Here is a 19,188-nt window from a genome sequence, read left to right as displayed (position 1 = left end):
GATGCCCAGGACACGCTCGATCCGCTGCCACAGCTTCACCGGCCCCCTCGCGTACAGCCCAACTGTCCTCGCCAGGGGTGAGGGTCGCGGGAGCCAGTGACGACGTCCACCAGGTGCACCACGTCCCCGACGGTGGTCATCTGCGCGTCGGACACGGCGCTTTGGGCGAGGAACCGCAGGTGGAGCGCTTCATCGGTGGCGATGGTGATCCGCTCGGGACTGTGCCGCGTCGTACGGGCCTTCTCCGGCAGACCCGTGGCCCAGTGAGCCGGGTTGCCATACGTCGGCGCCGCGTGTCTGCGCGCCGACATGAACGACACTGTGTCACCGCGCAGTTGGCCCTCGGCGGTTCCGTCATCGGCCACCGTGAGCAGCACCCGTGCGTATCCGTAGAGCCAGCCCGACAGAGTGAGCAGGATCTTCCCGCCGGGCCGGGCCTGCGTGAGCAGGGCCGGGGGTACCGCGCGGAAGAAACAGGCGGCCGAGATCCGGTCGAACCGCCTCGGGCCAGTACCCGTACAACCCGTCCGCCACCGCCACCGCCAGCAGAGAGCCGTGGCGTCGGAAGGACGGGTGCTGCCCGGCCACCAGCAACGCGTTGGCGCACGCGAGCGCACCCCACAGCCCTGACAGACCCCGGGCCTCGGCCAGCGGCACGGCAACCACTGCCGCCCCCCCCGACACCAGTTCTTTTGCATCCCGTTGCAGAGAGCCGTACCGCGAGCAATCATGGCCGTCATGGCGCGACCGAGGCAGATCATCGAGTGTGGAGACTTCGTTCTGCGAAGCTGGCGGGGGCAGAGAGACTTCGCTCCGGCATTCAAGTTGATCGAGGAGTCTCTGGACCACCTGCGCCCCTGGGAGCCGTGGGTCGCCCGTCACAGCGAGGAGAGCACCCGGGACTTCCTCGCGAAGTCCGAGTCGAAGTGGGCAAACGGTGACGTGTACAACTACGCCATCGCCAAAGACGGGACTCTCATCGGCATGTGCCAGACCTACCGCGGGGCCGAACCTCAGGGCCGGCGCATCGGGTACTGGCTGCACCCTGCCGCCACCGGCCAGGGCATCGCCACGAGAGCGACCGCAGCCATGGTCACCGAGATGTTCACCCTGCCGGACGTGGAGTACCTGGAAGTCGCGCACGACTTGGCCAACACCTCCAGCGCCGCCATTCCGCGCCGGTTGGGCTTCACCGAAGTCCGGCGTGAACAGGTAACGCCGCCCGCAGCTCCCTCTGGCAGTGGGATCGACGTGGTCTGGCGACTGAACCGCCCTACGCCGCCCGTTGACGGCTCTCGCCGCCCTTGAACATCTGAACCCACCGAGCTCAGGTTCTGCCCTTCGGCGCCAAACGAGACGACCTCTACTGACTGGCCCCCCCCGGTAAACGGGACGCTGCGCCGACCGATCGGACGCCGCGGAGAGCCGTAGCTGGAGCGGCAGAGTGCTGTAGTGGCCCACTGAGGAGAGCGGCTGTCAGTCACAGCCTGGGCCGCGAACCGCGTCTTGGGCGACTTGCTGGATCTGCAGCCAACGCGAGATCCAGCTATGGGTCCGGAGCGCCGCCAGTTCAACGAGCGGTAGTTGCCGGGGCCTTTCGGGATCGTCGGTCTCGCCCTCGCGACATTGCAGATTGGGGTTGGCGGCCGCTCCAGTGAGTGGCGCCGGGTACAGGGGCGGCGAGGTGCCGACGGGCGGGCGAGGGCGGGGGCAAGGCGCGGGGAGCCGAGTGCGTCATTGAAGGCGGCGAGGAGTTGAAGCTGATGATCGGCCAGGTTGGCTGTCAGCCTGCTCGCCTCGGCATCCCCTGTCAGTGCTGCATGGCCTTCCCCATGGCCGGCTGGGGGATGGTGTCGCCGATGATGCCGGCGAGCCGATGAAGTTGTGCGGCGAGTTCGTAGCGTTCCTGCGGTGTGAAGTGTGACAGGGCCTGGTACTGGCGCGTGCGCAGGTCAGCACTGGCTGGGCCTCGGCGGGGTCGTAGCCGAACCCAACTCGAACAGCGGTTGGACGAGCGGGGTGTGTCGGAGGGCCAGCCGTTTCTGATCAGGCCGAAGGGCTAGAACGGCAGAGGCCTCGCGGTCGACACCATCGCGTGCTGACCGGCGCCGCCACCGCGGCGCGTCACAGCGTCGCGGTCGTCTTCTCCCCGGACGCGCTGCCCGCGAGCCACTGGTCCCATCCCAGGTTGAAGTCGGCGTAGCCGTTGTCGGCCGGGGCCTTGGCGCGGGGCGAGCCGGTGATGGTGACGGGGTCGCCCTGCTTGACCTGGCCGTAGAACCACTTGGCGTCCGACATGGACAGGTGGACGCAGCCGTGCGAGCCGCGGGCGCTGCCGCTGCCCGGAGTGGGGTCCCCGGTCGAGTAGTGCACGTACGTGCCGGACTGGGTCAGGTGGACGTCCCAGGGCAGCGTCAGGTCGTAGTAGTTGGGGCTGCCCTTCTCACAGCTGATGCCCACGCTGCAGGAGGTCATGTGGACCTTCTCCTGCTTGTCGATGACGGCCATCGTGCCGTTCCACGTCGGATACTGAGCGCTGCCCGCATTGATCGACAGGGTCCGCACCACCTTGCCGTTCCGGGTCACCTTCATGGTGTGGCCGGTCACCGAGACATCCGCGCGCACGTCGTCACCGATCTTGAAGGTGTGCGTGTAACTGTGCACGCCGTAGCGTCCGTTGCCGTTGTTGACGCCCTTCATGTCAGCGTCGATCTTCACCTTCGTGCCGGAGGGCCAGTACGTCTTCGGTCGCCAGTCGGCGCGCTTGTCGCCGAACCAGTGCCAGGCGCCGGACACCGGCTGTGAGGCGCTCACCTTCATGTGCTTCTCCACCGCGGCCCGTGCCTTTGCCGCCACCGGGTTCGTGAAGACCACCGAGATCGGCATGGCCACGCCGACCGTGGTTCCCGTCTGCGGGGTGATCGTCTCCAGCAGCATCGGCGGGCCCGCGGGCTTCTTCGGTGACGGAGAGGCGCTCGCCCCCGGCTTTCCCGACGCCTTTGCGTCGTCCCCGTTCGCCTTGTCACCGCTGCCCCCGCCGCAGGCACTCGCGCCTACCAGCATCACACTCGTGACGAGTGCGATCCCTATGCCGCCCTTGCGCCGTCCCACGACCTGCCCCGCTCTCTCGCTCTTCGGCCCTGGCGGGCCCGACTCTCTGTCAGACAGCGATGGCGTGGGCCGCAGTTGCGTGCGTTGCGTAAAACGTGTCTCAAGTCTCGGCGCGCGCCGCCGGATCGGGGACGGTGAGGGGCGCGACATCGTCGCCTCCTCTCTTCGGAGCGCGTCAAAGGGTGCACGGGATGGGGTCGCGCCGCTGTGGGCTGGCGGTCGGTGGCACCGGACGGTGCGCAGAGTGGCGGGGGTGACCCGGTGGCGGAGGCCATCCCTCAACCGACGGGGCGATGACCGTGCCGAGATGGTCACCGCGGCAGTCCGCTGCGTGATGGTTGCCGGGCTGGTCGGGACGCCTGTCCGGGTGTTCGTCCCTCCCGGCGCAGGGGCCGTAGGGGCGGGCCGTGTTCGTGCTCGGCGCGGCCGTGCTGTGGTTGCTCGGCAGGCCGACCGCCGGCCGACGCAAGGCCGACCGCGCTCGACGCGCCCAGCCGGAGCAGGCGCAGAATGCTGCCGGCGTGCCTGTACGGGCCACGCAGGAGCTACGGGCACTGCCTCCCTGGAGCAGGCCGTGCCGGTGAAGCCGCCAAGGCGCTGCAGCAGGCAGTGCACTTGCTGCTCCAGGGGTGCGCGCCCTGTCGCACCACCACTGCCGCCCCTGTCAGTTCGGCGGCAGCATCCGGCGCGGACCTTCCCGGCGCGGCACCGGCCGCACCGGCCGTGTCCCGTCGACCGCCCGCTCTCGCTCTTCCTCGCCGGACACGGAGGCAACCGCCTCGGCCTCCAATAGGTCGGCCGCCGGGTCGGCCCTGGTCGGCTCGTCCGGCGGGGTGCCTGCCCGAAAGAATGAATCGGCTCCCGAATACCGCGTGTCCCGGTACCGAACGCAGCACTGTGCGGTGGCGGGCAGTGCCGGCCGGCACTGCCGGGCGTCGTGCCGACCGGCACGACAGACACCCCTCCAGGACGGTTGCCGCAGGCAGCGCGGTACAAGACAAAGGCGGGACGGGAGTGGAACGTTCGAAGGACCGGCGGCCGGTTTCGTTACAGGACCGGGCACGCTACTGGTTCGACCGCACGCTGGCCCGCAGTACCGGCACCCTGATGGGCTGGCTGGTGATCATCTGCCTGGCCGTCGTCGTCCCGGTGAGTGCGCTGCTGGTGTGGACGGACCCCGGCTCGCCGCGGTCACTGTCGGGCCGGCTGGCGGCCGTGTGGCGGAGCAGCGCGGAGACACTGCGACTGGGCACGGTGACCGGCACACCGCTGCGCATGCTGCTGTCGGCCCTGCTCGGGCTCGTCGCCCTGCTGTGCGTGTCGACCCTTGTCGGGGTGATCACCACAGGCCTGGCCGAGCGGCTGGCGGAGTTGAGCCGCGGACGGTCGACGGTGCTGGAACAGGGCCATGCCGTCGTGCTCGGCTGGTCGGACCAGGTGTCCACGGTCGTGGGTGAGCTGGTCGCCGCCCAGTCGTCGTACCGGCCACGGGCTGTCGTCGTGCTCGCCGAGAGGGACAAGACCGAGATGGAGCGGGCGCTGGCCGCTCACGTCGGTCCGGCCGGCCGGACCCGGCTCGTCTGCCGCAGCGGTCCCGCCAGCGACCCCGGCGTGCTCGCCTTGGTCAGCCCGCAGACGGCGAGCACCGTGCTGGTGCTGCCGTCCGGCGAACCGACGGCCGACGCCGAGGTGTTGCGCGTTCTGCTGGCACTGCGGGCGGTGCTCGGCGAGGGGACCGGCGGACCGCCGGTGCTGGCCGCGGTACTGGACGACCGTTACCGGGCACCGGCCCGGCTGGCCGCAGGCCCGCGCGGCACTGTCCTGGAAACCGACACCGTCACGGCCAGGCTGATCGCGCAGTGCGTCGGCCGCCCCGGGCTGTCCCTCGTCCTGCGCGATCTGCTCGACTTCGCCGGCGACGAGTTCCACCTCGCCGAAGCGACCGCCTTCCACGGGGGTCCCTTCGGAGCGGCCCTTCTGGGCCATGCCACGTCCTGTGTGGTCGGATTGCTCACCGCCGAGGGACGTACGCTGCTGAATCCGCCCGCCGCCACACTCGTAGCACCAGGAAGTCGCCTGGTAGTCCTCACACGCGACGACGGTTCGGCACGGCCGGAGGACTGCCGGCACCTTGTCGAGCCGTCGGCGATCGCCATGGCCCAGCCACCGCCGGAGGATGCCGCGCACCTGCTGCTGCTCGGCTGGAACCGGCGGGCGCCCCTCGTCGTCAACCAGTTGCGGCGCACGGCCCGGCCGGGTTCCGTCCTGGACGTAGTCACGGACAGGGCCGTGCCCGGGCCGACGCGGGAACCGGAATCGGGGGCCGCCCGGCTGGCCGTGCGGTTCCAGTCCGCCGACCTGTCACGCCCCGAGACCCTGCTCGGGCTCGACCTCGCCCCCTACGACGGGCTGATCGTCCTCGGCCCCGAGCCGGGTGACGGTCCTGACCGCCCCGACGACCGGACATTGGTCACCCTGCTGGCCCTGCGGCTGCTGGAAGAACGTACCGGACGCGAAATGCGCGTGATCACCGAACTCACCGACGACCGCAATCGGCCCCTGGCACCCGTCAATCCCGGCTCCGACGTCATCGTCAGCGGAGAGCTGACCGGACTACTCCTGGCGCAAATCGCGCAGAATCGGCATCTGGCGCCCGTGTTCGACGAGTTGTTCTCCGCCGATGGCAGCACGATCTGCCTGCGACAGGCAGGGCACTACGTCCGGACGGGCTGCGAAACCACCTTCGCCACTGTCGTGGCCGCTGCGCGCGACCGCGGTGAATGTGCCATCGGCTACCGCCGTCACGACCGCCGGGCGATTCCCCCGGACCACGGGATCCGGCTCAACCCCGACAAGAGCGAGCGCCGCGAATGGAGTGCCGACGACCAGGTGGTCGTCGTAGCAACCGAACCAACGGAACCCGCCCCTGCCGCCGGGCAGGACACCGAGGAACACCAACCGGGACCGGCAGACACCAGGGCGTAGCAGGGCGACAGCCACGAACCTCGCGCGCAAGCCGGAGCTCGAGGCCGAGTACTGCCGGCGTCGGCGGACTCGTCCCGGCGCAGGACGGTGGAGCGGACCGCCTCGGCGGGGTCGAGGTCCAGGAAGCCGTCGAGCACTCCGGCCGCCTTGAGGGTGATCAGGTCGCGCCGGACGTGCTGTCCGGGCTCGGACCCGAGGCGGCGCACGCGCCCCGACCACGCGGTGTCGGGACGGCGGTAGAGGCGTCGTTCCTGGCCATCCCCTGATCTTCGCAGGGAACTGAGATAGGAGGAGTAACTCTCCAAGGTTGCAGGTGAGTTGAGTACCGCGCGCGGTCCGTCGGCGGTGGGCCCGCTCGTCGCGCACAGCGCGCTTCAGGGCCCGGCTCACGGAGCAACCGCCGTGTGTCCTGACGGGCTCTTCGGCGTACGTGACACGGGTGATGACGGGGCGGCCCACCGGTTCGGGGTGTGTCAGGACGCGTTCACATCCCGATGCGGGGCTGCCCGGTAGCAGCGGTGAGGCTCCCGTCGACCGGGATTTGAGCGTCGGTCATATAGCGCATCGGGGCCCGCGAGGAAGGCGACGACGCTCGCGATCTCGTCGGGTTCGGCGACGCGGCCCAAGGGGATGCGTTCCGCGAAGGACCGCACGACGGGCGTGTCAGGGGTGGCGCCCGCGGTGATCCCGGAGTGGAGCGTGAATCCGGGGTGGCCGGCGTTGACGCGGACTTCGGGGGCGTGGTCAAGGGCCATCGCGCGCGTGAGGTTGACCACCGCGCCCTTGGCGGCGTTGTAGGCGGCCATGCCGTAGTCGCCGCCAAGCCCTCCCGCCGATCCGACGTTGGAGCCCCGCGCGGCGCGCAGGTGCCGGAGCGCGGCTCGGCCGGTGTGGTGGACGGCGTCGAGGCTGACCGCGAGGACAGCCAGCCACTCCTTCGGGGTGACGGCTTCCATGGTGCCGACGACGGCGCTCCCGCGGTGTTGGTTCGGGCGACCCGCGGGCGAAGCTGCTGGACGGCGAGACGTGGGAGCAGGTCCGTCCGACCGTGCTGGCCTCCCTGAAACTGCCCAGCGATCCGGGTGAGCACCTGGCGGCGCGGGCCGCGCTGCTCCACGGCACGTACCAGGGTTTTCGCGGACGAAGGGCCGCTCGGTGAGCCGCAGGGCTGGCGCGTCGTGGGCCGTCCCCGCGGCCCGGGTCACGAGTGGCACGTCGAAGGAGTCCAGGAGGCTGACGGAGCGCAGGACGTGCCGTTCGCCAGGGGTGAGGTCGGACAGGGTGCGGGAGACCAGCGCCGGGAAGTCGGCTTCGAAGTCGGCGGACTGCGGACTGCGGGGTACGGCCGGTGCGGCGGGTCTCCGGATATCTCGTGACCGACAGGTCCAGGTGGAGCGGCAAGCCGTGCGAACGGCGGGATATGACGGCGCGGATGTCGCCTGCGATGAGGGGCTGCCCGTCGCGGGACAGGCGACGGGCGAGGTAGTCGTCCGCGTCCTCTTCGGCGAAGTCACCGATCAAGACCTGCCGTCTCACTGTGCGGACTTGGTTGGTGCGGACTTGGTTGGTGCGAACTCGCACCCGTCGGGGCCCGATGACACACGTGTCCTGTGTCAGATGACTCGATGTGCGGCGTTTCGGCCGGGGTGAGGGCGTCAGCGCTGACCCCGGCCGTGGGGTGAAGCGGGTGGTTCAGGCGGTGGCGTAGTGGGCGAGGGCGGGTTCCAGCAGGTCGAAGGCCTGGGTGGCTTCGGCGGTGATGGTGTGGGCGATCCGGTCATTGGGGTGGCCCGCCAGGGTGAGGTCCTGGATGCGCTGGAACAGCACGCGGTGGACGGTGCCCAGCAGCCCGGCGGCGATGTGGACGGTGATGTCGTCGGGTGTGGTGTCGGTGGCGTCGGCCAGGGCTTGGGCGAGGCGGTGTTCGCGCTGGTCGTGCAGGCCGCGCAGGCAGGCGGTCAGGGTGGGGCTGTCGGCGACCATGCGGGCGAAGGCCGGGCCGGAGAACCCGGCGACCGGGTTCTGGGTGGCGAGGGAGTCGTGGAAGGCGCGGAGCAGGGCGGCCAGGGCCGATTCGCCGGGGCGGCGGTCGGCGACGGCGTTGGCCAGCGAAGCGGTGAACTCCTCCTGGTGGTCCAGGGCCAGGTCTTCCTTGCGGGCGAAGTAGTTGGTGACGGTCTTCTTGGCCATGCGGGCGGCGGCGGCGATCTCCGCGATGGTGGTCTGCTCGAAGCCCTGGGCGAGGAACAGCCGGGTGGCGTGGTCGGAGATGAGCTGCCGGGTCTCGTGCTTCTTGGATTCCCGCAGGCCGACGGGTTGTGCGGGCGATGTGATCTCGGTACCCATGGAGCAATCTTACCCTCGTGGCATTTTTATATTGACGCCCCCATGTAGACCAGGCTAAATTTACGTCCGTTGCAAGTTTGCGACGAGGGAACGGAGAGGAGAGTGCATGTTCGAACTCGACCGCACCACGGTTTCTGCCCTCACGATCGGCCTCGGCGAAGTCCCGGCCGGGCGCGACGTCCGCGACCCCGCGCCGCGCGGGGGCTACGACCTTCGCCGCCTGGCCGCCGACCGGGCCGTGCGGGGACGGCGTGAGCCCCGGGTCGTCCGCAACATCCCCCGCCGCCGCGGCTACTGACCCGCCACCGCCACCGGCTCCGCAGCCCGCCCTACCCGTTCAGCAGGGAGACCCTCTTGCAGATCACCGCGTCCACCGTCTCGCTCACCGTCGCCGACGTCGCCGCCTCCCAGGCGTTCCTCACCGCCCACCTGGGCTACACCGTCCAGGCCGCCGCCGACGGCTTCGCCTCCCTCACCCGCGCCGACGCGGTGGACATCGTCCTGCTCGCCCGCGGCACCCAGGTCCTGCCGCCCGAACAGCGCGACCGGCACGCCGCCGGCCTGATCCTGGCCTTCACCCTCGCCGACGGCCTCCACGACCAGGAGAAGCGCCTGCGCGAGGCGGGAGTCGAGATCACCATGCCGCTGCGCGAGGAACCCTGGGGTGAGCGCCTGTTCCAGATCACCGACCCCAACGGAGTGATCATCCAGTTCGTCGAGTGGGCCACGTCCGACGACACCTGACCCGCGCGCCGTTCCAGGCCGGCCCCGGCCTGACACGGCAACGCGCGCCCACGCGCGGCCCGGACTGATTCCTGCACCGTGACCGGCGACCGGCGACCGGCGACCGGCAACGGACCTCACGTTGTCACCGGATCCGACGCCGGTACTGCCTCAGGCGTGGGCACGAGGGTCTGGATGATGATCGAGGGCCGGCCGGGCTGGACCCGGAGCACTGCCCGTCGCTCCGGACCCGGACCGGGCAGGGCGAGAAGACCGCCCTGCCCGGTCGGCTCTGCCCGGTTCGGACGCCGACCCTGCGCACGCTCGTCCCGCATTGTCGGAGGATGTCGGCACGGCCTCACGGGGGCGGCGTGGAGCTAATCGGCAGTCAGCCGTGCGACGACGGCCCGTAGTGCAGGCCGTCGTGCAGGCTGAGGGCTCACCCCTGGGTTTGGCGTACGCACTCGGTGACGGTGTCGCGCAGGCTCCCGGTCCGCTCCAGCAGCTCGCGCTGCACCCGAGCACCGTTGCCGCGCTCCAGCAGCTCGGCCACGGCCTCGTGGGCCAGGTCAAGGTCACCTGCGTCAGCCAGGGCGTCACCGACGTGCTCCAGCAGAGCACGCACTACCGACTCGGCCCGCAGCCGCCGCATGGTCACCGGATGGAGCAGCTCCCCCGACAGGCCGGCCCGGGCGGCCTGCCATGCGGCCAGCCGCAGCAGGCTCACGCTGTGGTCTTCCGGTTCCCGGCCCGCCCGCCAGTCGCGCGCGGCGCTCTCCACGAGCCCGCGGGCGAGCGTGGCGATCAACTGGGCGGTGTCCGGGTGCAGACAGACGTCCGCGACCCGGATCTCCACCGTCGGGTACCGGTGGGACAGGCGTGCGTCGAAGTACACCATCCCGTCGTCGAGGATGACGCCGGTGGCCACCATGTCCGCCACCTGCCGGTGGTACCGCTCCGGCGACCCGAACAGCTCGGTGGGACCGGCCGACGGCCAGCGCCCCCATACGCGGCTGCGGTAGCTCTCGTAGGACGAGTCCCTGCCCTGCCAGAACGGGGAGTTCGCGCTGAGTGCGACCAGCACGGGAAGCCAGGGCCGGATGCGGTCCACGACCGCGACGCCCTCCTCATCGGACTCGACAGCTACGTGGACATGGCATCCGCAGGTGAGCTGCTCCTGCATGGCGATGCCGTACTGCTCGGCCATCCACTGGTAGCGGCGGTTCATGGCGATGGAGGGGCTGACCGGCAGGGGAGAGGTGGCCAGTGCTGCCACCGCACACCCGGCTTCCCCCGCGTGCCGAGCCGCCTCCTTGCGGCAACGGACGATCTCCGCACCGAGGGCCGCCATGTCCGTCTGCGGATGCGTGGCGAACTCCAGCATCTGGCCGTGCAGCTCTTTCTCGAACACGTCCTGGTCCGGATCGACCTGCTCAGCCCGGGCGAGCACCGCGGTGGACAGCGCCTTCGGCTCTCCGGTCTCCGGGTCGACCAGGAGGAGCTCCTCCTCCACTCCGACAGTCCGCACGTCACGCCGCCTTTCTGTCCATCCGCCGCGACGCCGGGTAATCGCCGGGTCGTACGCTCCAGAGTGCCCCGGGATGGCGGTCGGACACCCGGTGACTCCCTGGTGGCGCGGCAGCGGACGGCGGCGGGCTGACCGGGACGACATCGCCGGGTGCCTGTTCGCAGACCGGGGACACGCTGAGCACCGCCTTCACCTGATCCACGGCGAGGGCGACGGACCGCTTCGGTCCGTACCTCGCGGACGCGTTCGCCGGCGCCAAAGGCGCGGACGAGGCACGCCAGCAGGACACCCGGCTGGACGAAGAGCCCCAACTCGACTGCTACCTGGTGCAGTCCGGCCCGCCCCGCCCGCGCCGGACCGCGTCCTGAAGCAGACCTCACACCCGCCGAACGCACCGAAGCCGGACGCCTCGCTCGCCTCGTGCAGGAGCAAGCAGAAAGAGAGCACCGGCTCGCCTACGAACGATGAGAAATGGGGCTGGGCGACTGCCCAGCCGGACCTGCGCAGCGTCAGCGTCGGTGGCAATGTGCACGGCCTGCTCCCATTCGACCCCGCCTCGTCCACGCCATCGGCGCTGCCGACCCATTCGACCCCGCCTCGTCCACGCCATCGGCGCTGCCGACCCTCCACCCAGCGTGCGGTGGCCCTGCTGGCGGCGTGCCGCGCATGCGAGGCCGCCGGTCTCACCGAGCTCAACCGCATTGCCGCCGGTTTCGCAGCCCTGACCGAGGGGCGCCCGCCGCCGCCCTTCGATGCCCCAGACCGCGTGTGGCAGGCTCTGGAATCCGACCCGCGCCTCCCCGACAGGATCGTCGGCCGGCCCATTCCACCGGAGCGGCCTCCCTTCCGGCCGCCCGCCCGCGACGGTGCGCACACGCCGGTTCCCGAGCCCGAGCAGACGCCACAGACCGTGGGCCCCGCGCCCGCGATGAAGTCGCCGAGCCCGCCCGCCCGGACGCCGAAGCCGCAGCGACGCCGTACGCGTTGGCGGTCACGATCCGGCGCGCCGGACCCGTCCCTACCGGTGACCGTTGCTGCCGTACGTCTCTGGCTCCGCTCCTGACTCGCTGGACAGTCCCTAGCTGTCCACCAACGCGGCCACCAGGCGCGCCATATGCGGTCGTGGGTCAGGTGCGCCCGGCCAGCTGGTCATCAGTAGGTGGTGGGCGGTGCCGACGATGGCGAGGGCCACGGTGCGCGGGTCGACGGTCTCCGCCACCCGGCCGAGCCCCCGCTCGGCCTTCAGGTAGCCGGTGATGGCCTCCTGGATCGCGGTGAAGCCGGGCGCCCCGTCTACCAGAGCCTCGCGGATGCGCAGCGCGGCGGCGGGGCGGGTCATGGCGAGGCCCGACATGGCCGGGCCGCCGGAGTCGAACAGCGCGAGGGCGACGGCGTCGAGGTTCCGCGCCACAGTGCCCTGCCCGGCGAGCCCCGACAGCGCCTGCGCCTTCGCCGCCGTCCGCGCGAACCGGTCGAGGCAGAGCTCGGCCACGAACTCATCGAGCCCTGCGAAGTGCGTGTGCAACAGCCCCTTGGCGCAGCCCGCCTCGGCGGTGACGGACCGGCCCGCGCGGAGCGGGAGGGCATCGCCAACGCCTCCTTCACGCGAGGCGACGTGCAGGTGTACCCCTTCGAGGCGGGCGCGTTCGACGTGGCGATCAGCCGCTACGGGGTGATGTTCTTCGCCGACCCCTTAGCGGCCTTCGTCAACGTCGGCCGGGCGCTGAGACCCGGCGGGCGCCTGGCGTTCGTCTGCCCGGCCGATGCCACGCTCAACGGCTGGGTGGCGGCGGTGGCGTCACTGCGCGACTTCCTGCCGCTCGGCGACTTCGGGAGACCGGGACAGCCCTTGGCCGCCCCGGACCGTATCCGCCACGTCCTCACCGTGGCTGGGTTCACCGGCATCACCATCAACCAGGCGCAGACGTACGGGGCATGGGGACACGGAGCCGAGGACGCGGCGGAGTTCCTGCTGGGAACGGGCCCCGGTCGCCACCTGATGGAGCAGGCCGACGCGACTGCACGGGCCCGCGCCCGCCGCACCCTGACGGGCCTTCTGCGCGACCACGAGGCGGCGGACGGCACGGTCCGGCTACGCAGCACGTCGTGGCTGGTCACGGCGGACCGCCCGGCCGACCCATCGGACACGCCCCAGGGCCGGCCGCCGGCCACCGGCAGCTCAGCCGAACAGGCCGAGATCTACCTGGCCCACTATGCCGCCGTGCATGGACCCTCCCGAGGGGTTGGTTCGAGGCCGCCGGGGCCGCCACAAGTGGCCCCGGCGGCGTGCTGGACGGTCATGCCTTGAACGACGGTTTCGCGGCCCAGCGGCCACCACCATCCATCGTGTCCGCGATGGGGCGGTGCCGCCCGCCCGGCGTTCGTCCTTACCCCGGCGGGGCCGGGGACGCACTCGCCTCGGCGCAGGTCATGGCCCGCCTGCGGGCGCCCAGGACCATCGGGCGCCCCAGAAGCCCAGGTGCATCGAGCCGGGTCTCGTCAGCTCGCGCTGCCGAGCGGGCACGTCGGCTGGATCGGCGGCGTGGCGTGCAGGCGCGGTGAGTGCAGCGGTTGGAAGTAGTGGGTGAATGTCCAGGCGCCGACGCGGTTGCCGGCCCGGCAGCCTGCGGTGTCCGCCGTGCGGGAGTGGATTCCGGACCAGACGCGGGCGTTGATCATGTCCTTGTTGAACTGGTCGGCGTATTCGTAGTGTCGTGTGGTGCCGGTGATCTCGGAGGAGACGTTGAGGTCGAGGCGTGTGGTCCCGAGAATCCCGCTCAGGGTCTGGGTCACGGCGCCGGCGACCGCGGCGTGGCCGCTGACGTAGTCGGGATGCGGCGGTGTGACGAGCAACGGCTGCCACTGCGGGTCGGCTTCGGTCGCGGGGTTGCCGTCGGTGTCGGCCAGATGAATCGCCGTGATCGGCCGCCAGAATCCGTAGTGGAGTTTGGCGTCCCAAGTGGCGACGACGGCGTCGGTCGCCGACGCGTTCCCCGCGACGAACAGCCGCGCTGTCTCGGCGATGCCCAGATGGTGCCGGGCGGTGTAGTCCCGGAACGCCTCTTGGAACTGCACCACCAGGTTGCCCCCGAAGAACAGGGCGGTTTCGGTCTGCGGGGCAGTGCGGGACGAGCCGCTCTTCGCCCCCATGGTCTTCACCTCGTTCACATCCTCGGCGTAGCGGGCCGAGGAAAGAGCGGGCGGCCCGCCCGGCCGGAACTGATCCGGGGAAGTGAGCAGCAGCGGGCGAAGCCTGCCGAGCCAGGTGTCGATGAAGGGCAGGTAGGCGGGCGGGGTGGGCCGCCAGACGCCGGGCGCGGGCGAAGCGGTGAACTCCACCGGTGCGAACCGGCCGTCCCCTTCGCGCAGTTCGATGAGGTGCTCGGCGGCACGTTCCCCGAAGGCCACGCCCTGCCTCTTCGCCTGGCCCTCGGGGATCTTGGCGAGCGACCCGGCGTATGCGGCATCGAGCGGGGCCCGGGAGGCGGGGAAGTAGGTGAGCAGTACGTGGTGCGCGGCGGTCACGGCCGCTGCCTCGGGGGATGCGGTGGAGGGCCCGCGCGCATGCCACTTGTACGGGGCGTAGCGCCCCTCGATACCGACCACGGCGTTGTAGACGGCGGCCGAGACGAACCCGTGCCAGATGGCGGCCTGCCCGGAGGGACGGGCGCCGAGGCTGGCGGTGATGGTGTCGGTGGCGATGACGTTCCACTCGCGGATCGCCGCGGGATCCGCCGACGGCGCCGAGTGGCTGCCGCTATCGGCGGTGGCGGTGGGACCGGCCACGGCCGTGGCGGCGAGGAGCAGGAATGCTGTGACAGTGCGGACGACGGCCCGTCCGCTCGAACTAAATCTACCCATAACCGAACTAACGACCCGACAGGTGAACGGGCACCCCGTTTCACCGACGGGAATACGTGCGCCGGAGCACGTCTCGGGAGCAGGTGCGCCGGGCACACGCGCCCCTGCACCGTGCCTCCCGACCGACCACGAGATCAACGACCGGATGCCGAAGGGGTGTCCCGTCGCGCAGCTCGGGCAACTCCGCGGTCCAGCGCGGCGCTTTCCGCGGCGCGGACGGTGAAGGCGTGCGCTGATTGCAGTGGGCGAACGGTGGCCAACGTACCTGGGGTGTGTTGACCTGGGCTCCCGGGAAGAAGCCGATCCTGCCCCTGGGGACGGAGAGGAAGACGGACTCCAGGGGTCCGGGCCGGAACGGTTCAGTCGGTGTCCGTCGCGGCGAGTACGGCGATACGGCGGCCGTCGGGGGAGAGGGCGACGATGCCGTAGTCGTCCAGGTCGTTGTGGAACCATTCGGTGTCGGCCTCGAACCGGTACCACGTACAGGCCCGGGCCAGCTCCTCGACCTCGGAAGCGCTTGCCTCGGGGTACTCGGCTCCGCACAGTCCCGCGAGGGAGAGCCACGCGCTGAAACGCCCCCAGGCACCGTGGACGCCCGCTGAGCCGAATCCGCCGGCCGAGGCAGTCATGAACAACGTCAGCCAGACCGAGTCGAGCGTGCATGCCTCACCCTCGAACCGGTCCCGCTCACCCAGCCCTTGCAAGCAGTCCAACGGCAACGTGGTCACGACTCCCGGCAGATTCTCCGGAGAGACGGGCTCGTCCAGAACGAAGACCCGTGCTTCGTGGTCGCACCATCTGCCGTCTTTGGCCGGCCGGCCGATCAGGTCGGCCAGATGCGCGGGCGTGGCCTCCCGGACGCGGTGGGCGGCGCCGGCCCGGCGTGCAGCCACATCGACAGGCGTCGGCGATTTCATCGTCGGGACGGTTCCGGAGGCACCCCCTTGATAGCGACGGTTCGGCAACCACGCCCTCAGGTCCGGCCCCTCCATCTCCGAGAGCCGGGCCGGCAACCAGGAAAGGCCGCTCCAGTGGAACGGGCGGAAATCGGGGCGCTGGGTGGCGTGGGGGACCAGCTTGTCGGGGGCTGCCCCGCGCAAGAGCAACTCGTGGAAGAGACAGGCCCGTAGCGCATGGTGCTCTTCGCCTTCCGGATGCCGCAGGACGTACAGCGCGTCGTCGAGGGACTGCGCCTCCGCGATCAGCGACGCGAGCAGGCGCTCGTCGCTCGCCCCCGAATAGCGCACCTGACGACTCAGGGCCAGAAGTCGCTCCATGAACGGTCGCCCCGGAGTGAGTGCCAGGACCCGCTGCACGAACGTGAGGTCGCGATGCAGGACCCTCAGTCGTTCCTCGATCTGCTGAGCCTCCGCGGCGAGCGCCTCACCGACCGCGCCGATCCGCTCAGCCTCCCCACCCTTGGCCCACGCCTCGATGGTGACCCAGGGGTACCGCTCACCGGCATCCCCTCCCACCATGTCTACGCTCGCCATGCGCCGCCTTCCCCCTTGAGCCGTACTCCGATACTGATCATCTGCGTGGGGCCGGGCCTGGCGGATCGCGGTCCGCGCTCGTGAGCGTCCGCTTCTCCTTCGGCATCATCCGCCACCACGCGTGGAGAAGATTTCACATCGTGCGGGCGCGCTGACATCCACACCCCGACGTACGCCCCGGCCGTGTTCAACCAGCGCCACCGCTGCGAGGACTTCTGCCTGCCCGGGGACATCCTGTCGCACGAGACCCTCCACCAGGACCCGCAGGTCAACGCCGATGAAGAGGGTCATCAACGACTGGTGAGTAGCGACGGGTCCTGGACGTACTTCACCGCGGACTGCGCGTGGATCGGAAGCGATCTACGCGGCCGGATGCTGCGGTCTCAGGCGCTTCGACGCGTCCGGCGAAGCGCCGCTGTACGCCGGATGTCGCTTGCGGCGCGGCGTCAGGAAAAGCGATTGAACGCGATTCCGTTCGTCAGCGAAGTGACCCCGCTCTGCACGCCGTCGATCTTGAGGGTCTGCCCCTCGACGTGTTTGACGTAGATGCGCATGATGAATGTCCGTGTGCCGCAGGCCGAGTTGATCGGGATGTCGGAGAGCGCGAAGTAGCTCACGGAGTGATGGGCGTCGTCCGTGATGGTTTTACGTGACGACTGCTGATGAGTCGCGCAGGCGTGCCCAGTCGTGTCGAGCTGGATGAAGTCGAATCGAAGGTCCACGACCGCGTTCTCGCCGCGAGGGTGATCCTGCATCGCACTCGCGCAGGAAGCGGTGCCGACGGGACATGTCGTCAGCTCGAGGTTCGCCTGCGCGTCGACGGTTCTCGCGGAGGGGTGAGCCTCCCATTTGGACGCCGGTGTGCCGTCGCCGTAGAAGACCCATGCCTCGGAATCCGCCGCCCCTCCGCCGACGTATGTGCAGGCACCGTTGGTATCGGCGCTTTCGCACGAGGGGTTCTGCCACCATCCCGCGCCGACCTGGGCGGTGTCGCTGATCTCGATCCAGGTGTTTCCCGCAACCGCGGTGAGGTGGTAGGCGGAACCGGAGGTCGAGTATGTCGACCCGACAAGGCCACACCTGTACGTACCCGCCGACGGCGCGGTGAAGAGCAGGTCCGCGTAGATCGGCAGGTGTCCTGCCGTCGCATACGAGGTCGTGTCGTAGCCCTCGTGATTGCGTGCGGAGGCCGACTTGACACCTACGGTGACGCCTGACGAGTTCACACATCGGATGGCGTTCGTCATCCCCACGACCGCGGTCGTCGAACTCGTCGCCTCCAACCGGGCGCGCACGTGCCGCGATTCACCGGCGCCCAGCGTTATCGATCGTCCGATCAGTTCGACAGCGCCCCCTGTGGTGAATTCCGTGTCGGAGGCGAGTGCGGTACGGGTGACCGTTCCGTTGTCCGCCGAAGCCACGGGCTGACACCCCCACGTCACGGCCGCGCCGAGAAGTACTCCTGCGACACCACGCCGCAGTATGTTCCGTATCTGCGTTCTGTGCACCACGGCCACTGCCACCACCCATTCAAGGAACTTCTTGATCTCGACATCTCGCACAGTGTCGGCAGCGATGCCATGCCGAGGGGGCCCGCCATGCGGCATGCGGGCCCCTCGCGCTCTGTCGTGCCGTGCAGCACGAGTTACTGACCTTTTCGGGTTGCCTTCGGGTGGTGACGTTGGGTGATCCCTGCGGTAGGCCGGTGCTATGCGGTACGCGGATGGTGGGGGCCTGACCGCTGAGCGGCGGGCTGCGCGTGAAGGGATCCGGCTGGAGGCCGGGGTGAGGTTCGCACGAGGTGACAGGACTTCGGACATCGCCAAAGACCTGCGGGTGAGCGAGCGTTCGGTGGAGCAATGGCGCCGCAACTGGCGTGAAGGCGGTATCGAGGGTCTGAAGTCGAAGGGACCTGCGAAACTGCCGAAGCTGTCGGACGAACGGTTCGCCCTGCTGGAAAAGGAGCTGGCCAAAGGGCCGGCCGCGCATAGCTGGGAAGACCAGCGGTGGACATTGGAACGCGTCAGAACGCTGATCGGCCGCCAGTTCCAGGTCAGTTGCTCGATCGCGGGAGTGTGGCGGCTGCTGCACCGCCACGGCTGGTCCTGGCAGAGCCCGGCCCGTCGCGCGCTGGAACGCGACGAGCATGCGGTCGAGCTCTGGAAGAAGGACGTGTGGCCGCAGGTGGAAGTGCCGCGGCGGCGCTCGGGGCCTACATCGTCTTCGAGGACGAGGCCGGGTTCGCGATGACGCCGCCACACGCCCGCACCTGGGGCCGGCGCGGACAGACTCCCGTAGTCAGAGTGCGCGGACGGTCCCGGCGACGCATCTCGGTCGCCGCACTGTGCTGCTACCGGCCCGGCGAAAGGTCCCGGCTGATCTACCGGCCCCGCTTCCACCTGCTCCTCAAAGGAGCACGCAAGAGCTTCGCCTGGCAGGACTACCGCGACCTCCTGGTCCGCGCGCACCTGCAGCTCGGCGCCCCGATCATTGTCGTCTGGGACAATTTGAACACCCACCGTGCTGCCGGATTGCGGGAGTACGCAGGCAGCCACGAATGGCTCACCATCATCCAGCTGCCCTCCTACAGCCCGGACTTGAATCCCGTGGAAGGCATCTGGTCGTGGTTACGGCACGGGCCGATGGCCAACACCGCATTCACCGACCCCGACCACCTCACCCGCACCCTCCGCCGAGGGCTCGCCCACATCCAGCGTCACCCCGAGCTCATTGACGGCTACCTCACCGAAACCGGACTGACCCTCACCCCAGATCCCCCGAAGCCAATCCGAAAAGGTCAGTAGACGAAGTCGCTCAGATCTGCTGAACCCATGCAGACCCAGTCCTCCGCGAGACCGCCGAGTCCCGGAACACCGATGTCACTGCTGAACCCGCCGGCCGGAAGAGTGCGGGCTTGGTACCAGACACCGGATCCGGCGTAGTTGTGGACGTAGCCGTTGACGGAGAGGTTGTTGTCGTAGGACCGGATGTAACCGAAGTCGAACTTCCCCATGTTGAAGCAGGTGTTGGTGCTGCGTGTCAGGATTCTGAGGCCGCCGAAGGACGTCGAATCCCATATACAGAGGGCGTTCGAAGGGCAGGTGCCATCTGCTTGTGCCGGTGCGGCAGTGGCCAGCATGC

The 19,188-nt window shown here is 69.9% G+C and carries 15 protein-coding genes and 1 pseudogene; 6 read left to right on the top strand and 10 right to left on the bottom strand.

The window, feature by feature from the left end:
- Positions 1–6: 6 nt before the first annotated feature.
- Positions 7–540: pseudogene (locus tag SAVERM_RS44420) on the bottom strand (methyltransferase domain-containing protein); the annotation flags it as partial.
- A gap of 189 nt (positions 541–729) precedes the next feature.
- Here SAVERM_RS44420 and SAVERM_RS04265 point away from each other — a divergent pair.
- On the top strand, positions 730–1,308 hold the full coding sequence (locus tag SAVERM_RS04265) for a GNAT family N-acetyltransferase (RefSeq protein WP_048894529.1): 579 nt from the start codon (positions 730–732) through the stop codon (positions 1,306–1,308).
- 816 nt (positions 1,309–2,124) lie between these two features.
- Here the strand turns inward: SAVERM_RS04265 and SAVERM_RS04260 are convergent.
- Positions 2,125–3,111 carry a L,D-transpeptidase gene (locus SAVERM_RS04260; RefSeq protein WP_010982195.1) on the bottom strand — a complete coding sequence of 329 codons (987 nt, stop codon included), beginning with the start codon at positions 3,109–3,111 and terminating at the stop codon, positions 2,125–2,127.
- A gap of 1,014 nt (positions 3,112–4,125) precedes the next feature.
- Here SAVERM_RS04260 and SAVERM_RS04255 point away from each other — a divergent pair.
- Positions 4,126–6,096, top strand: coding sequence for a CASTOR/POLLUX-related putative ion channel (locus SAVERM_RS04255; RefSeq protein ID WP_010982194.1), 1,971 nt, complete (start codon positions 4,126–4,128; stop codon positions 6,094–6,096).
- A 473-nt stretch (positions 6,097–6,569) separates the two neighbouring features.
- On the opposite strand, the gene SAVERM_RS04250 is transcribed toward SAVERM_RS04255, so the two are convergent.
- A complete protein-coding gene (locus tag SAVERM_RS04250) occupies positions 6,570–7,052 on the bottom strand; it encodes an SDR family NAD(P)-dependent oxidoreductase (RefSeq protein ID WP_052082398.1) in 483 nt (160 codons plus the stop codon).
- 736 nt (positions 7,053–7,788) lie between these two features.
- Positions 7,789–8,442 (bottom strand): TetR/AcrR family transcriptional regulator, encoded by a 654-nt coding sequence (locus SAVERM_RS04245; RefSeq protein WP_010982192.1) that lies wholly within the window; start codon positions 8,440–8,442, stop codon positions 7,789–7,791.
- Positions 8,443–8,548: 106 nt separating this feature from the next.
- Between SAVERM_RS04245 and SAVERM_RS04240 the strand changes: the two genes are divergently transcribed.
- Positions 8,549–8,740, top strand: a complete 192-nt coding sequence (locus SAVERM_RS04240; RefSeq protein ID WP_010982191.1) for a hypothetical protein — start codon at positions 8,549–8,551, stop codon at positions 8,738–8,740.
- Positions 8,741–8,796: 56 nt separating this feature from the next.
- Positions 8,797–9,186, top strand: coding sequence for a VOC family protein (locus SAVERM_RS04235; RefSeq protein ID WP_010982190.1), 390 nt, complete (start codon positions 8,797–8,799; stop codon positions 9,184–9,186).
- Positions 9,187–9,604: 418 nt separating this feature from the next.
- Here the strand turns inward: SAVERM_RS04235 and SAVERM_RS04230 are convergent, their stop codons facing one another.
- Both SAVERM_RS04230 and SAVERM_RS41170 read right to left on the bottom strand, forming a co-directional pair.
- Positions 9,605–10,693, bottom strand: a complete 1,089-nt coding sequence (locus SAVERM_RS04230) for a glutamate--cysteine ligase 2 (RefSeq protein WP_010982189.1) — start codon at positions 10,691–10,693, stop codon at positions 9,605–9,607.
- A gap of 1,078 nt (positions 10,694–11,771) precedes the next feature.
- Entirely contained in the window at positions 11,772–12,314 is a 543-nt protein-coding gene (locus SAVERM_RS41170) for a hypothetical protein (protein ID WP_042492714.1), read from the bottom strand.
- Here SAVERM_RS41170 and SAVERM_RS04220 point away from each other — a divergent pair.
- Positions 12,213–13,001 carry a class I SAM-dependent methyltransferase gene (locus tag SAVERM_RS04220; protein ID WP_371859489.1) on the top strand — a complete coding sequence of 263 codons (789 nt, stop codon included), beginning with the start codon at positions 12,213–12,215 and terminating at the stop codon, positions 12,999–13,001. The genes SAVERM_RS41170 and SAVERM_RS04220 overlap by 102 nt on opposite strands.
- 191 nt (positions 13,002–13,192) lie before the next feature.
- Here the strand turns inward: SAVERM_RS04220 and SAVERM_RS04215 are convergent, their stop codons facing one another.
- The 3 genes from SAVERM_RS04215 to SAVERM_RS04205 form a co-directional block, all read right to left on the bottom strand.
- A complete protein-coding gene (locus SAVERM_RS04215) occupies positions 13,193–14,554 on the bottom strand; it encodes a vanadium-dependent haloperoxidase (protein ID WP_010982186.1) in 1,362 nt (453 codons plus the stop codon).
- Positions 14,555–14,913: 359 nt separating this feature from the next.
- The gene (locus tag SAVERM_RS04210) at positions 14,914–16,047 is read right to left on the bottom strand and encodes a DUF6183 family protein (protein ID WP_010982185.1); all 1,134 of its coding nucleotides are present in this window, start codon (positions 16,045–16,047) and stop codon (positions 14,914–14,916) included.
- A 446-nt stretch (positions 16,048–16,493) separates the two neighbouring features.
- Positions 16,494–17,468 carry a hypothetical protein gene (locus SAVERM_RS04205; protein ID WP_010982184.1) on the bottom strand — a complete coding sequence of 325 codons (975 nt, stop codon included), beginning with the start codon at positions 17,466–17,468 and terminating at the stop codon, positions 16,494–16,496.
- Between the two features lie 289 nt (positions 17,469–17,757).
- On the opposite strand from SAVERM_RS04205, the gene SAVERM_RS45825 reads away from it, so the two are divergent.
- Positions 17,758–18,851 (top strand): IS630 family transposase gene (locus SAVERM_RS45825; RefSeq protein WP_420822297.1). Its coding sequence is split into 2 segments (ribosomal slippage): positions 17,758–18,214 and positions 18,214–18,851, totalling 1,095 coding nucleotides; the frame shifts between segments, so codons are not numbered across the junction.
- Here the strand turns inward: SAVERM_RS45825 and SAVERM_RS45495 are convergent.
- Complete coding sequence (locus SAVERM_RS45495) at positions 18,845–19,060, bottom strand: hypothetical protein (RefSeq protein ID WP_037651108.1); 216 nt, start codon at positions 19,058–19,060, stop codon at positions 18,845–18,847. The genes SAVERM_RS45825 and SAVERM_RS45495 overlap by 7 nt on opposite strands.
- Between the last annotated feature and the right edge of the window lie 128 nt (positions 19,061–19,188).

It is taken from the genome of Streptomyces avermitilis MA-4680 = NBRC 14893 (genome assembly GCF_000009765.2).
GTDB lineage: Bacteria > Actinomycetota > Actinomycetes > Streptomycetales > Streptomycetaceae > Streptomyces > Streptomyces avermitilis.
Note: the sequence above shows the minus strand (reverse complement) of the source record. Positions and strands in the feature narration are given on the sequence as shown.